Origin of the sequence: Rhodococcus sp. BUPNP1, assembly GCF_002215235.1 — a bacterium.
GTDB lineage: Bacteria > Actinomycetota > Actinomycetes > Mycobacteriales > Mycobacteriaceae > Rhodococcus.
The window spans coordinates 1-14,194 of the sequence record NZ_NERM01000051.1; the positions used below are offsets into that span (position 1 = coordinate 1).

The following is a 14,194-nucleotide window of genomic DNA, read 5'->3' on the forward strand; positions in this document are numbered from 1 at the left end:
AATTTCGGCCCAATCTTCCACGGACAACATCCCTTCGTCCCTCCTGACTCGACTTCAGCCAGGATCGGTGGTCAGGGGGTCAAAATTGAGATGCCATACCGTGGTCAGTTTTCACGTGCCGTCGACAGTCGACGACCGCGACGCCGACCACTCTTCTTCCCAACGACCGGAATCCCTGGTGCCTGTGCTGATTCACCAACCCCACACCGCTCACCCAGTTCTGTACCCCAATCCCCTAGTGCTTCTTTATCAAGGTCTCTGTCCATCAGGAAAGATCACCGAGCGCGCACACGTGCAGGCGAACAGAACTCGACATCGACCACGATCCGCCCCCGAACTCTCCAGCGAGCAGCCGCGCAACTCATCGAACGCGTCCCCGTACTGTGCACGATGGTCGGTATCGACATCGCCCAAGCTCTGAACCACAACGGCACCACTCGCGGATGGACATGGCCCCACGGCGCACGCGATGACCGCAACGTTGCGTCCTCGAACACGATGGCCCGCAGGACATGCTCGGGCTTGCGACGCCCGTCGGCTGAATCCGAGTCGACGAACTTCCTGACCTCGCCGGCGGCGTGGATGCGTGCCACACCGCGATCGCAGGCGATCTTCCGCAACAAGTCCTGCGCCTGGATGACCATGGCGCTCTCGTACCGCGAGTCGATCTTCGAGTCGCCGATGTACTGCTCGACGTTCCCGGCCGTGGGCGCGTTCCATTATCGGCGTGACGTTTCCAGGCTTGCAGTTGGTGACCCGGCCGCTCACGCGGGTGACGGCGTCTCGTTCGTCCCCCGCTGACGGTCGTGCGCTTGATGACTGCTCCTGCCGTTCGCTGTGCTGTTGTGATGACGCAACTTTCACAACGAACAACGGCGGGTGTCCCAGTTCTGCAGCCGGGTGCACGGGTCAGGCAGTGGGTTGGCGCCGGATGAAATCCGCCATGCCGGGCACGGTGAACGCGATCCTGCCGTGCTCGGGCGCCCAGATCAGGCCCTTCTTGATCGCGGATTCGCGGACGTCGCTGACACCGCTGGTGGTCACCCCCATCAGTTCGGCCACCTTGCCCGACCGCGGTGCATCTTCACCGGTGGCGGCGATGGCCGTCAGATAGCGGCGTTCCCTGTCCGTAGCCCGATTCCACCGGGAAGGAAAGAAACCTTCATCGAGGTGGCGCCGCCCGACCTCGACGGCAAGTTCTGCATCTTCTGTCTGAAACGGTGCCTCCGGTGCGAGGTTCCAGATGGCCTTGCCATACTCCTGCAGGAAGTACGGGTAGCCGCCGCTGGCGGTGACGAGCACTTCGAGCGCGTCGTCGGTGAAGTCACCTCCGTGTTGACGAACGGGAATCCTCAGCGCATCGGCGGCGGCGTCTCTGTCGAGGGGACCGACTGTGCTGTAGAGGAACTGACGTTCGGCGTAGGAGCGGTTCTCGGCCAGGATGGCAGGCAGGTTGGGAAGGCCGGCACCGATGAGGAAAAACGGCCATTCGCGTTGGCTGGCCCGGTGTTGGACGGTCAACAGCGCCGAGAGCAGGTCCGCGTCGAGGTCCTGCATTTCGTCGATGAACAGGCCGAAGGCGCTGCCCCGAGGTTTGAGCGCGGCGGTGATCGCTTCGACGAGTTCCTCGATGTCGAGGTCGATGTCGCCGCTCGAAGCCGCGGGTTGAGAGGTGCCGACATTGACGGTGGCCGGCCCGAGGCCGATTTCGACGGAGAATCCGCGGGCCAGCTCGATCAGGGGATCGATGAGCTTCTGGATCTTGTGCTTGCGGCTGTATCGGCGCAAGCCGACAGTCAGTTCCTGGCCCAGTTTGGCGCGCACAGCGGCGGTACCGGCAGCGTTGGGTCGTGCTTCGATGCCGATAGTCAGCCAACCCTCCCGGTCGGCGTGTTCGGCGAGAGTGTTCAACAAGGTCGTCTTACCGACTCCACGCAGGCCGGACAGGACCATGCCCCGGTCGTAGTTGCATCGTTTGCTTCGCGCGACGAGCAAGTCGAACGCCCCGATCTGTTTGTCCCGACCTTCCAGCGCGGGAGGCCGCAACCCAGACCCGGGCTTGAAGGGGTTCAGTTCCAGATCCATATGGAACAGTATAGAGAGATATGGACTTTTTCCCATACTTTCCCATAAAGTCCCCGATGTCCCCGATTCACGAGCTGACATCAGCTCGGCACGCTCCTGGACGCCCTCCCGGAGGGCACGGATCGCCTCACGGATCTGCGAGATCTCGCGCAGCAGTGCCCTACCGCCGGAGCCATCCGGATCCCGACCGTGCCTGGATATACAGCGCTCAAACTCGTCGCCTGGCTCGACCGGAGCGAGGTCGGCGGCGATGAGAATGCCCCTGATTGCGGACGGAGCCGAAGTTCACCCAGGGCTCCGGCTCGGCTCGGATCCGAATCCACAGTCACGCAGCATTCCAGCACATCGATCGCAGCCCAGATCTGGTTTCGATTCCTCTTCGGCAGCACCTCGAGTACCCCCACCACAACGAGCCGCATCGCCACCGAACACACCCACTCCACCGGCGATCGCACCCCGTCCAGTAACGATAAGAGCGATGGACGAGACGAGCACTTCACCGCCCGGACTGCGGCGACCGGGCGGATAGACCTGTATGCCACAGACCGCCCCCCGGGCGGCAACCCAGACCGTCGAACAAGAGAGAACGGTCGTACTCGGCAGGGGGGAACGAGCACGACCGCCACCCCAACATATCTATCTTCACTGCCCACCACACGTCAGCCGGAGATCGGTGACGGACCTTCACCGTTCCTTATGCAGACCATCACTCAGGTCCTTCCCGCTACGCCGACGCCGCAGGGCAAAACGAGGGGCCGCAGTGCCCTATACGAGCCCCCTGCTCCCTATCAGGGCACTGCGGCACCTCAGTGTCGCAACCGCCACCACCGTCATAGAAGCCTTGTCATCCGCACGAACGAATCCTCCGACGCAGCCCCTCGCCCCCGAAACAACACACCGATCCGGCAGTAACGTCGCACCCGCAGAACTCGACCCCGCACCGCCAGGACACACGGTGCTCGTCATCTACCCGTGCATCGCGTCATCCTTCGCTACCGTGCCGACCATGGGTACGACCCTGCACGCACCCCACCCCTGGCCGCACATCACCGCCGCCCTCCGCGGCCGCGGCCCCGGTCCCCACCGTGTCGCCATCGCCTACCTCGACCACACCGCCCCCGATCTGCTACCTCTGCGCGCCGGGGACCAACTCATCGTCAACGCCGCCCGCCCCGCCGTCCGCGCGCACGCCACCTCCCCCACCGCCCTCGCCCACTTCCTCAACGCCGGAGTGCGCGTGCTGTCGACTCCGAACCTGCACACCGGCCTGATCATCACCGGCAACCGGGTGATCGTCGGTCCGGCCAGCGCCTCGATCAGCTCCACCGTGGCCGACGAAACCGCACTGATCACCGATGACCCCGACGCCATCGGCGCCGCACACACCTTCCTCGACGATCTCGCCGACACCGTCGTGGTCGACGAGGTGTTCCTCGACAGTGCCACCGCGATCTGGCAGCTCGGACGAGTGGTGCCCCTGGTAGGGATCGGCAGCCGCACCCGCACCGGTCACGATTTTCTTCCTACCCCCGTGCGCCGGATGTTCCTGCGGCACCTCAGCGACTACACCCCCACCGATGACGACGAAACATTATGGGCCGCGACCTGCTCCAGTGGGAACCGGCCGGACCCGCGCTACCACACCACATGGATACGCCAGAGCACTCCCGGCCCCGACCACCGCACCCGCCTGCAACCCGGCGACGTCATCCTCCGCATCAGCGACGACGACACCCGGCTACATCCGCCGGCCGTCGTCGCCACCGGCCCGCACCGCATCCCCCACGCCCGCTCTGCGGTGGCCTACCGGCTACGCGTTCGCACCGACCTCGACCCCATCCCAATAGCGGACGCCGCGCGAAGCCTCGCCGAGCACGGCCACCCGAACCCTCGCTTGCACAACGATCACCGTGTCATCTCCCCGAGCCTGCGCGCCGCATTGCTGCGGTTGTGGAATCTCTGACATTCCCCTCCGCACCACCCCGGGGGGACGGTGCGCCACACCTGGATGGTTCGGGTGCTGCGCGCGATGCGGCGAAACGCCGCCGTTGTCGTTGCCGCAGAAGCACCCCAGTACGACCGATGATCGAGCGAGATCATGCGCCGGAGCCAGGTCGCTACATCCTCACCGGGACACCGTCGCGGTGCGGGGGAAGCACTGTCTACACCGATCATCCTGAGCCAAGCCTCGGCTCGGTAACTGTCCGAATCCCGGAACCCCACCTAACAATCGGGCCGGACAATCACAACGCCCGTCCCCGGCCAACTGAGTATTCGGTGGACCCTGACCACTTCATCGTCCACGGACGGTGCCGTCGGCCGACACGCGTCGCGGTCGAGCAGCACGTGTACCGGTGGCGGAGCGTTCGTCGCCAACACCGACAACTTCGGTGACAAGAACCGCCCTGATCACCGCATCGGCACTCCCGGCGGACTACGTGATGACCGTCCCGATCTCCGTGGTCGCCACGACTCTCGCGATCACGTCGCATTCCCGGACGTGCAACGTATGCGGTCGAGATCGCTGAAATGTGCATCCAGCCGAGGGTCGCCGGATAACGCACCGCGCTTGTGCGCCCGACGGTGAGGAAGTCGGTATGTGCTACTCGGGCGTCCAGCAGATCAGATCACGTGCTCGGCGAACCCCGCGTCACCGATTGCCTGGTCGAGGGCACATCGACAGACATACCGTGTGCGATGCCGCAGCGGACCTACAGACCGACCGCGCGTTGCCGGCGGCCGCACGCGACAGAAGGTCCAAGTGCAGGTGCGGCCACGATCTACCGTGCGCTGTGCTGCGCCGTCGACTTCCCGGTGTGAGAGGTGCTCGACAGGCCTATCGTCGGATCAGCACAGGTTGGCCGACCGGATCGCCGCCGGTGCACAACGGTGAGGTGGTGGATCTGCCATGACCGACGGGATCTCTTCCGCCGAAGAAGGCCAGCTCTCCGGCCGGAATCGGGTGCTCGCCATCCTTCTCGCGATGGCGATGTTCGTGCTTGTCGTCGACACCTCGCTGATGAACGTGTCGATCTCGGCGGTGGTGCGCGACCTCGACACCACCGTCAGCGGTGTGCAGTCCGCCATCGCGCTCGAAGCACTGGTGTCGGCGGCGTTCATCCTGATCGGCAGCAAGGTCGGTGACCTGATCGGCCGCAAACGCGCCTACGTGCTGGGACTGCTCGGCTACGCCACGGGCGCGGCGGCGATGACCCTCGCGCAAGGACTGACCGTGGTGATCCTCCTGTGGGCAGTGGTCGGCGGGATCGGCGCATCACTGCTGCTGCCTGCCATGCAATCACTGGTACACGGCAACTTCCACGGCGCCGCGCAGAAGAAGGTCTACGCCCTCGTCGGCGCGGCCGCCGCGATCGCCGCCGCCGTCGGCCCACTACTCGGCGGCTTCGTCACCACCTACCTGTCGTGGCGAGTCGGGTTCGCCCTGGAAGTAGTGATCATCGCGGTGGTGCTGGCCGGCATCGGACTCGTCCGGGACGTGCCGTACACCGGCCCACGCGGCGTGGACCCGATCGGAGCCGTGCTGTCGGTCGTCGGCATGGGTGGGATCGTGCTGGGAATCCTGGTGTGGCAGGAGGGCGGCGACGCGGTCGCGGCACTGTTGCTCACCGGCGCCGCCGCGCTCACCGCTCTCACGTACTGGCTGATCCGCCGCGCACGGCGCGGCGAACCCGCCCTGCTGGACCCGGACCTGTTCCGGTCGAAGGTGTTCCGGCTCGGTGTCACCGGGCAGATGCTCCAGCAGATCGCGCTGGGCGGCACCATGATCGCCCTGCCCATCTACCTGCAGATGGTGCTCGAGTACAACGCCATGCAGGCCGGTCTCTCACTCGCACCATTGTCGCTGAGCATGTTCACCGTCGCTCTGCTCGCAGGGAACAAGGCGGGTAACCGCCGCCCCGCAGTCATCATCCGGTGGGGGTTCGTGCTCGTCACCGTCGGCGTCGCCGTGCTCCTCCCGCTGGTACCCCGCGCGGACTTCGGATGGGCGCTGCTGGCACCGCTCGTCGTCGCCGGCGCCGGACTGGGGCTGCTCGTTTCGCAACTGAACAACTACACCCTCGCCCCGATATCGGAAGAGCGGGTCAGCGAGGCTGCGGGCACCAATTCCGCGGCCGGGTCGTTCGGACTGTCGTTCGGACTGGCCTTCGCCGGGGCCGTCATGCTGGCCACCTTGTCACTCACGTTCACCGCCATGACGCAGTCGAGCACCGTCCTGCCACCCGAGGACCAGCAACACATCGCACAGGTCCTCGAGGAGGACGCCGAAGTCATGAGCAATACCCAACTCGAGGCACTGCTCACCGATCAGCCACCCGAGATCCGCGACGAGATCATCCGCATCAACACAGACGCCCGGCCTATCGCGCTGCAGGCCGCGCTGCTCGTGCCCATCCTCGCCGGACTGCTCGGCCTGCTCAACTCCTTCCGGATGATGCGTCAACCCGACGCTCCACCCGCGGCGCCGGGAGCCGCGGCCGGACTGCTCTGACACCGCTTCCGAACTGCACCCGGCGCTGGCGTGGAAGGAAACTCGTGCGCGAGGCGTGGACATGCGACACCGAGTCACGCTCCCGAACCGCGGCTCGTGTCCGGGCAGAGCAACGTCTGAATACGGTGCGTTGCCACGATCGATACGTTGTGCAACAAGATCTTCAGCATTCCGGTGTCGAGTCACAGTCACGAGCGGCGACAGGTACATCGCACGCGACAGATTGCGGTGGGGCCGGGATGATCCCGTCGGCGACGCTCACCACCGCGACCCCGAGATAGACACGAAGGTCAGTGCCCCCGCGTCACGACATCCGCCACCGGCGGACAGGTGGATGGACCGGGCAAGGCAGGGCCCGCGACGCAGCCAGCAGCAGGCGAGACCATCGTGTGGTCCGGTACCCCTCAATCATGCTCAGGCCCCCGGGCCGTCGCTGAATCGGAGAGGCAAATTTATCGAATATGTTGCGGTGTCCGACTGAGCAGGCGCACAATTCGGCAACAGAGGGCGATAAGCGCCCGGTGTGGGAAGTTGACCGTGTCGATGACATCGATGCTGGGGGACCGATCGAGCGGCGGACCTTGTGCGACGCCCCTCGCAGGATAGTGATCACAGCGGAGCCGGCAGAGTTGTTACACCGATTCGGGCACGAACAAGTCGATTCACCGCCATCGGGCCCGGACCAACAGCGCTGATCCGCGCCCCGAGACCGGTGACGGGGCGATCGAACACGGTCACACCGTCTTCCTCGATTTCGGCGACCAGAGAACGCAGAACACGAGATGAGCACTGTGCGCGCCACACCCGACAACGAGATCGCCGCTCGGCTTGCCGCCGAGTTCGAGGGCCACATCCCGAAGTATCGGATCGAAGCGGTGATTGCAGGCTGCTTTGCGGACCTGCGAGGAATTCCGGCGCCGGATCTGCCTGAGCTGGGCGAACGCCTCGCCCGGCAGCGACTGCTCGACCTGATCGTGCGTGGACAGGACATGGCCATCCGGGCCCGAGAGGCTCAACTCGCCGCCCAGCACGCCACCGACCAGTACATCCGGCAGGTGACCGGCGGATACGCCGACGATCAGATCGCCGACGCGAAGGCACTGCACGAGTCCGGGGCGATCACCGCAGCCGAATTCGAGCAGCTCGAGACCCGCGCCCTGGAACAGAAGACCCCGAGGCGCGGCGAGATACCGAGCCGATGATGACCACCGGGCCGTCGTTCTCCGTGAGATTGTGGCGGCGCGCACCCTGGCACCGGAGCCCACTGTTGCGCCGTCGCGACCGGCTCGAGTCGGCGGTAGCTCTCGGGGTGATCATCTTCGTGGTGATGATGGCGCCTTTGGCGGCCACAGTCGGCACTGTCACCTACGGCACGCTGGTCGAGCAGGCCCGGCAGGACATCCGCACCCACCGCCAGGTCGAAGCAACCGTCCTGGACACCGCCCCCGTCGATGCCGTAGCGCCGGAGCCCGACCAGTTGCTCCCGCCTGCCGTTGACCAGATCGAACTCCGGTGGGTGCGGTGGAATGTGGACGGGCATACCCAGATCGGTCGGTTGAGCCGTCCTGTCGATGCGCAGCCCGGCGCGACGATCAACCTGTGGGTGGACCGCAGCGGCGTTCCGGTCGATGCTCCCCACAGCGGGAGAGACAGCGCAACTACGGCCGTGCTCACGGCGCTGACCGTGTGGGCAGCCGCGTTGGTCGGCGGGGTCGGGTTCTGGTACTGCACGCATCGGTACAACGAGTATCACCGGTTGCAGGAATGGGAACGTGAATGGAGGCGGGCGCACCGTACCCCCGGGTGGCCCGTCGGGTAACCGACCGACGGTGATACCGCCAACGACCGAGGTGTACACCGCATCGGGGTCTGCCCCAGCCGCCACCGAGTCGACGGATCGGTGATGCGTACCGCGGGATCACTTCGTCTGCTCTCGTTCGAGCGCGAGACCGCGGTCGCAGTACACACCGGTCGCAGTACACACCGCCTGACGTCCCTCGCCGCAGGTTGGTTACATCAGCCCAGCGGAGGGTGATCACCGCGTCAAGATCGCATCGATTTCGGCGGACAGGTGCGAGTCGATCCATCTCATAAATCCCCGTGGATCGGACACGTCGTAAACAGGCGCATCGGCATAGAGACAGTCGTCCGGGCTGTCGACCGACCTCAACTGCGCCGACGATGTGGTCCTGCCGTCCTGGTGACAGATCTGCTGTCCCAGAAACTCGCCGCTGTCGATGTCGTAGAACACGCACTCGCGCCGGCCGTCACTTCGGCCGGCGTAGACCTGGCCGCCGGTTGCCCGCACCGCCTCCCGAACTGCCGCCTCGGCTACGTCGACACGATCGAGCCACTGCAGATAACGTTCGACGAACACCACGAACTCCGCGACAACTGCACTGGCGGGTACCGCATCAACCGACATCGACGGGGCCGAATCTGGCAACGCGTGAAAGAACCCGGACACAGAAAGATCAACGGCAACACCTATTGGCGCACTCCTATCCCGCGGACGAGGATGATCAATGTCCGAATACCGGTCGTCTCCGTCCGGTCGTAGTCGTCGGCTCACGACGGGTACATCGTCACGTTCATCCCGGGCGTAACACCCCTCATGTGAAGTCGTCTTCATCGGATCTGTCAGCACGAGCACACAAGATCGGCTCCTCCTCACCGGACGAGACTGAGGCCGCGCACTGTGCCGCACCGCGACAAGCGAGCCACGCATCCGCCCTTGTTCGGCCTCATCCACATGGGCAAGGTATGTTGCGCCGAAGAGTTTTCGACCGCAGGAGCGGTCCAACTTATGGGCAGGTAGTCCGACGTCGAGCGTCTACCCCTGTACACCCGGCAGCGGGGAACCCACCGTGAACTTCGCACCGAACGGATCGGTGACCTCCGCGGTCCGCCCGTACGGCATATCCGTCGGATCGTCCGCGCTACCCCCACCGGCCCGGACCGCGGCGACCACCGCGTCGGTATCGACGACCTGGAAGAGCGTGCCCCAGGAGGACGCCGCAGCGGACGGGTCACCCACGATGCCGCCGATCTCGTGCCCATCCGGTCTGCGCAGAAAGGTGAAGTCCACGCCGGGCAGGTCGTCGTTCCCGTCCAGGGTGAAGTCGAACACCGCCGCGTAGAACTCCCGCGCCGGACCGGGATTCGGGGTCACCAAGTCGTTGCGTAACAACGTGTTCGGCTCGTTCACGAGCTCACAGCCGACATGTGCCCGGCCCTGCCACAGGCCGAACTGCGCACCGGACGGATCCCGCACTATCGCCATCCGACCTTGGTCGGCGATGTCCATCGGCTCCGTCAGCAGCGCACCGCCCGCTGCGACGGACCGAGCGACCGTCGCATCGACATCGTCAGTCGCCAGGTAGACGTTCCACCAGAACTCCGTCGCGTTCTCGTCCAGATTCGGCATCAGCGCGGCGACCTTTTTGCCGCCGAGCAGACACATCGTGTACCTGCCGTACTCCTCCGGACCGATGTCGAACTCCCAACCCAAGACCGACCCGTAGAAAGCCATCGCCCGGTCGAGATCCGGGATGCCCAGGTCGATCCAGGTGGGGGTGCCGAGAGGTTGATTCGTGGTGACCGCGCTCATCGCTGCTCCTCCGCCGGGTGGATACACTCGACGCTAGCCCGCGGCACCGACATTCGACGGCAGAGCCAGGGATTCACTGTCGCGCTTCGCGAACCGTCGGTACCGCCCGTTCGGTCCGCATTTCACCACAAGCACACCACTGGATGGCGCACTGCGCCCATGACCACCGGACCACGGTCGAGGCTTGACCGTCCGAGCCCGATCCCACGGGATCGAAGCCGTGCCGCCCGGCCGGGGCTACGGCTCGCTACGGCTTGAGAACCACCTTGATGCAGCCGTCTTCCTTCTTCTGGAACTTCTCGTACATCGCCGGCGCCTCATCCAGCGGCGCGGTGTGCGTCTTGAGATCGAGCACGCCCAGCGGATCCGAGGGATCGTCGACCAGCGGCAGCAAATCCTCGGTCCACCGCCGCACATTGCACTGACCCATACGCAGCTGCAGCTGCTTGTCGAACATCGTCATCATCGGCAGCGGATCCTTCATACCGCCGTAGACCCCGCTGATCGAGATCGTCCCGCCGCGCCGCACGGCGTCGATCGCGGTATACAGCGCATCGAGCCGATCCACCCCGGCCAGCTCCATCGCCTTACGCCCCAGCGGAGACGGCAGCGCACCCACCACCTGGTGGGTCGCCCACGCGATGGGGGAACTGTGGGCTTCCATCCCGACCGCATCGATCACAGCATTCGGGCCACGGCCGCCGGTGAGATCCTTCAACTGCTCGGCCACCTCGCCCGTGGAGTCCACGGTATGGATGCCATGGCGTTCGGCCATCGTCCGACGCTCGGGAACCAGGTCCACCGCGAACACCTCGTAGCCCAGATGGCGGCCGATCCGGGCAGACATCTGCCCGACCGGTCCCAGGCCCAGCACCGCCAGCGATCCACCCTGCGGCGGCGCGGCGTACTGCACCGCCTGCCAGGCGGTCGGCAGCACATCCGAAAGGTACAGGTAGCGTTCGTCCTCCCCGATCTGCGGGACCTTGATCGGCCCGTAGTCCGCGTGCGGCACACGCAGGTACTCGGCCTGCCCGCCGGGCACCGAGCCGTACAGGCGGGAGTACCCGAGGAACTGGGCATTGTTGTTGTACTCGCGCACCTGGGTGATCTCGCACTGGGACTGCAGACCCTGGGTGCACATCAAACAGTGGCCGCAGGACACGTTGAAGGGGATCACCACCCGGTCCCCTGCCTTGATGTGGGTGACGGCCGAACCCACCTCCTCCACGATGCCCATCGGCTCGTGGCCGATGATGTCGCCCTTGTCCATGAAGGGAGTGAGCACTTCGTACAGGTGCAGATCCGAACCGCAGATGGCGCTCGAGGTGATCCGCACGATCGCGTCCGTAGGCTCCTGGATCTTCGGGTCCGGGACATTCTCCACGCTCACCGCGCGTTTTCCCTGCCATGTCAGAGCCTTCATGGTCCTCCTTCACAGGGCTGCCGCCCCACAAGAACGGCAGCGTGTTGATCTGAATGAGTTCCCACGACGCTACGAGCCGAAACGGACGTCGACCGGTTGTCGCCGTCTCGCGCAGAGTCGTCCGCAGCACCTACTGGTGACGATCGGTCCGGTCGTCGACCGGGTCTGGCCCGTCCCCTGCCGGGGGCATCGGTCTCGACCTCGCCGAGCTAGTCGATACCTGGATCATCTTGCGAGTGCCCGCCGACGAGCGTCCCGGCGCGTGCCACGGCCGACTAGGCGTAGCCCTCGGGGAGAGATGCTGCGTGTGGTCGGAGAGGTGAACGCAGTCGACAGGTTCGCTGGTACACCCGCGGGCTTATCAGCCGGGAAACAACACAGCGTCGCGCGTCAAGGCGGGCCGGATGCCTGTCAGCAGTTACAGGTCGAATCTCCTCGTACAGGACGGCCGCACAACCCTGGAGCGCGGGATGGCCCTCGATCACCAGAACGTGAGGATCGTCGAGATGGGCGATGCCGATTGGCGATTTCGGTCGGCGGCGTCTGAGGTGGGCGCACCTTGTAGCGGCGCTCCGCGCTTGCACTTACATGCCTCGGTTGGCGTGTGTCGCGACCGTTCACCGTCGTTGTCCTGGTCAAGTGGCGGTATTTCACGTTGATCGCGGGCGCGGCTGACACGACCGAAGACAGCAACAAAGGTCACCGATACGACGAACCACGTGACAATCAGCCAGAAAACCCAGTTCACATACCGGACACCCGATCCCTGCGGCCCATTTATTACCGACGAGTAGGTAATTCACCGTGAGATCACCCGCTCGCATGCAACCCTCTATCTCGCGACCGATTCGAGCCGTGACCCGATGAGCTGCTCTTGCCGGGCCACCCCCGGCGCTCCCACCCTTCGCCTCTGCAGGAACGAGTGCGGCCGGCTACATGCACGGTTCGTCACCCTCCGCAGTGGTATCCGAGGCCGGGGCGATCCATCTCCGCCCGGAAAGCCTTGAACGAGCGGATCCCTCCGATGATGAACAGCATCGACGCGCCACCGTTCACATCGCGAGCGGACCCCTGCGCGTGACTTCGCTGCGGATAGCGGTCTCGGTGATCGAATTGCCCGGCCGCCGGGACACACAGGACCTCAGGGGGATTCGACCGCGTCGACCGGTCGGCGCTGCGTGCGGTGGTGATGATATGCCGCCAAGTCCGATCCCCATGCTCGCTCGGCGAGTCGGTGCAGGCCATAGACAGGATACAACCGGTCACGTCAGTATCAACTGACATGTTTATCCCTCAATCTTCGGGGAAGTCGAGATCATGAGCGCCCCTCAGGACCCGGCCCGGTCCGACAGACAGACCGGGACTCACCTGACCCGAACCCGCACCCACTGCGATCGATGCGCTGATCTGACCGGCGTCGACGGCGCAGCCGTGGCAATCTTCGCCAGTGACACCACCCGAGACCTGGTCTACGCCACCGATACCATCGCTGAGCAGGTCGACGAACTCCAATTCACCCTGCGCGAAGGCCCCTGCCTGACCGCCTACCGCACATCCGTCCCCGAGATACACCCCGACCTCGCAGACCCCACCGCCACCCGCTGGCCGATGTTCACCCCCGAGGTACTCGACCTGGGCGTCCGCGCCCTCTTCGCCTTCCCCCTCGCGGTGGGCAATGCCACCAATATCGGCGTCCTCGAGCTCTACCGGACCAGACCCGGCCCCCTCGAAACCGAGCACTACCGCATCGCCACCGGCTACGCCGCCGCCCTCGGCCCCACCCTCGTCGATGAACTCGACCCGCACGCACCTCTTCCCCCATGATGGATCCCGCACTGTTCCCCCGCGGCAACGTCCACATCGCCGCAGGAATGCTCGCCATCCAACTCCAGATCTCTGCCGCCGATGCCCTCGCCCGATTACAAGCAATGGCATATACCCAACGCCGCAGGATCACCCACATTGCCCACGACATCATCACCCACCACCTCACACTCGACCCCGACACCGACAATTCATAGACAACACCGATAGGCCAACGCACCGGACCGCATGCAGATGCCACAGCTGGGATCGTCGAGACCAACGGCATTGCACCTGGCGACTACGACGGACACTGCTCAACGGGCGACCGATCTCCGTGTAGGGCTATCGGCATCTCCGACCAGCGACCGCGACGGTGCAGACGCCTGCTGGGGAGTGTCCGATAAACGGTGGATCCGACCTGGCATCGGTTAGTTGATGCGTCCTTCGAAAGTGATCACGAAGGCATTAAGAGCAGGCTTCCACCTCATCGCCCATCGTGCCCTACCCCGACCGGTGGGGTCCAGCGCCCGCGTCGCGAGATAGAGACACTTCAGCGCGGCCTGCTCGGTCGGGAAATGCCCACGGGCGCGGATCGCCCGCCGGTAGCGGGCATTGATCGACTCGATCGCGTTCGTACCTGATATGAAATTTGGTGGGTGTCCCGCAATGTTCGTCTGGCTGGCCGGGCCGGGTGGCCCGCCGTACGGTGAGACCGTCCGGAACAGGGGCATCTGTGAGGAATCGGTATGGGCAGGCCGTT

12 protein-coding genes are annotated in these 14,194 nt (G+C 65.1%); 7 read left to right on the forward strand and 5 right to left on the reverse strand.

Annotated features, from left to right (window positions below; translation table 11 throughout):
- Positions 1 to 390: 390 nt before the first annotated feature.
- On the forward strand, positions 391 to 801 hold the full coding sequence (locus B9C99_RS24715; protein WP_088899693.1) for a hypothetical protein: 411 nt from the start codon (positions 391 to 393) through the stop codon (positions 799 to 801).
- A 108-nt stretch (positions 802 to 909) separates the two neighbouring features.
- Here B9C99_RS24715 and B9C99_RS24720 read toward each other — a convergent pair whose 3' ends face one another.
- Positions 910 to 2,085, reverse strand: a complete 1,176-nt coding sequence (locus tag B9C99_RS24720; RefSeq protein ID WP_088899694.1) for an ATP-binding protein — start codon at positions 2,083 to 2,085, stop codon at positions 910 to 912.
- 1,006 nt (positions 2,086 to 3,091) lie between these two features.
- Between B9C99_RS24720 and B9C99_RS24725 the strand changes: the two genes are divergently transcribed.
- The 4 genes from B9C99_RS24725 (at position 3,092) to B9C99_RS24740 (ending at position 8,414) form a co-directional block, all read left to right on the forward strand.
- The gene (locus tag B9C99_RS24725) at positions 3,092 to 4,048 is read left to right on the forward strand and encodes a hypothetical protein (RefSeq protein WP_088899704.1); all 957 of its coding nucleotides are present in this window, start codon (positions 3,092 to 3,094) and stop codon (positions 4,046 to 4,048) included.
- A gap of 945 nt (positions 4,049 to 4,993) precedes the next feature.
- The gene (locus tag B9C99_RS24730) at positions 4,994 to 6,595 is read left to right on the forward strand and encodes an MFS transporter (protein ID WP_088899695.1); all 1,602 of its coding nucleotides are present in this window, start codon (positions 4,994 to 4,996) and stop codon (positions 6,593 to 6,595) included.
- 782 nt (positions 6,596 to 7,377) lie between these two features.
- Complete coding sequence (locus tag B9C99_RS26050) at positions 7,378 to 7,797, forward strand: hypothetical protein (protein WP_216359324.1); 420 nt, start codon at positions 7,378 to 7,380, stop codon at positions 7,795 to 7,797.
- Positions 7,797 to 8,414 carry a hypothetical protein gene (locus B9C99_RS24740; protein ID WP_143543604.1) on the forward strand — a complete coding sequence of 206 codons (618 nt, stop codon included), beginning with the start codon at positions 7,797 to 7,799 and terminating at the stop codon, positions 8,412 to 8,414. Before B9C99_RS26050 ends, B9C99_RS24740 begins: the two co-directional genes overlap by 1 nt.
- A 216-nt stretch (positions 8,415 to 8,630) precedes the next feature.
- Here B9C99_RS24740 and B9C99_RS24745 read toward each other — a convergent pair whose 3' ends face one another.
- From B9C99_RS24745 to B9C99_RS24755, 3 genes are all read right to left on the reverse strand, one after another.
- Entirely contained in the window at positions 8,631 to 8,972 is a 342-nt protein-coding gene (locus B9C99_RS24745) for a hypothetical protein (RefSeq protein WP_139000147.1), read from the reverse strand.
- A gap of 456 nt (positions 8,973 to 9,428) precedes the next feature.
- Positions 9,429 to 10,205, reverse strand: a complete 777-nt coding sequence (locus tag B9C99_RS24750; RefSeq protein ID WP_088899698.1) for a VOC family protein — start codon at positions 10,203 to 10,205, stop codon at positions 9,429 to 9,431.
- A 247-nt stretch (positions 10,206 to 10,452) separates the two neighbouring features.
- Complete coding sequence (locus B9C99_RS24755) at positions 10,453 to 11,628, reverse strand: zinc-dependent alcohol dehydrogenase (RefSeq protein WP_088899699.1); 1,176 nt, start codon at positions 11,626 to 11,628, stop codon at positions 10,453 to 10,455.
- Positions 11,629 to 12,945: 1,317 nt separating this feature from the next.
- Here B9C99_RS24755 and B9C99_RS24770 point away from each other — a divergent pair.
- On the forward strand, positions 12,946 to 13,452 hold the full coding sequence (locus tag B9C99_RS24770; protein ID WP_088899702.1) for a GAF domain-containing protein: 507 nt from the start codon (positions 12,946 to 12,948) through the stop codon (positions 13,450 to 13,452).
- Positions 13,449 to 13,649, forward strand: coding sequence for an ANTAR domain-containing protein (locus tag B9C99_RS24775; RefSeq protein WP_088899703.1), 201 nt, complete (start codon positions 13,449 to 13,451; stop codon positions 13,647 to 13,649). Before B9C99_RS24770 ends, B9C99_RS24775 begins: the two co-directional genes overlap by 4 nt.
- A gap of 213 nt (positions 13,650 to 13,862) precedes the next feature.
- Here the strand turns inward: B9C99_RS24775 and B9C99_RS26215 are convergent.
- Positions 13,863 to 14,194 (reverse strand): transposase (locus B9C99_RS26215; protein ID WP_253250195.1); only part of this gene is annotated, 332 nt, incomplete at its 5' end.

What these genes read in the sequence shown, in the direction of transcription:
- B9C99_RS24725 (WP_088899704.1), top strand. Translation starts at nt 3,092, where the DNA reads ATGGGTACGACCCTGCACGCACCCCACCCCTGGCCGCACATCACCGCC.
- B9C99_RS26050 (WP_216359324.1), top strand. Translation starts at nt 7,378, where the DNA reads ATGAGCACTGTGCGCGCCACACCCGACAACGAGATCGCCGCTCGGCTT.
- B9C99_RS24740 (WP_143543604.1), top strand. Translation starts at nt 7,797, where the DNA reads ATGACCACCGGGCCGTCGTTCTCCGTGAGATTGTGGCGGCGCGCACCC.
- B9C99_RS24775 (WP_088899703.1), top strand. Translation starts at nt 13,449, where the DNA reads ATGATGGATCCCGCACTGTTCCCCCGCGGCAACGTCCACATCGCCGCA.
- B9C99_RS24715 (WP_088899693.1), top strand. Translation starts at nt 391, where the DNA reads ATGGTCGGTATCGACATCGCCCAAGCTCTGAACCACAACGGCACCACT.
- B9C99_RS24750 (WP_088899698.1), bottom strand. Translation starts at nt 10,205, where the DNA reads ATGAGCGCGGTCACCACGAATCAACCTCTCGGCACCCCCACCTGGATC.
- B9C99_RS24730 (WP_088899695.1), top strand. Translation starts at nt 4,994, where the DNA reads ATGACCGACGGGATCTCTTCCGCCGAAGAAGGCCAGCTCTCCGGCCGG.
- B9C99_RS24770 (WP_088899702.1), top strand. Translation starts at nt 12,946, where the DNA reads ATGAGCGCCCCTCAGGACCCGGCCCGGTCCGACAGACAGACCGGGACT.
- B9C99_RS24720 (WP_088899694.1), bottom strand. Translation starts at nt 2,085, where the DNA reads ATGGATCTGGAACTGAACCCCTTCAAGCCCGGGTCTGGGTTGCGGCCT.
- B9C99_RS24755 (WP_088899699.1), bottom strand. Translation starts at nt 11,628, where the DNA reads ATGAAGGCTCTGACATGGCAGGGAAAACGCGCGGTGAGCGTGGAGAAT.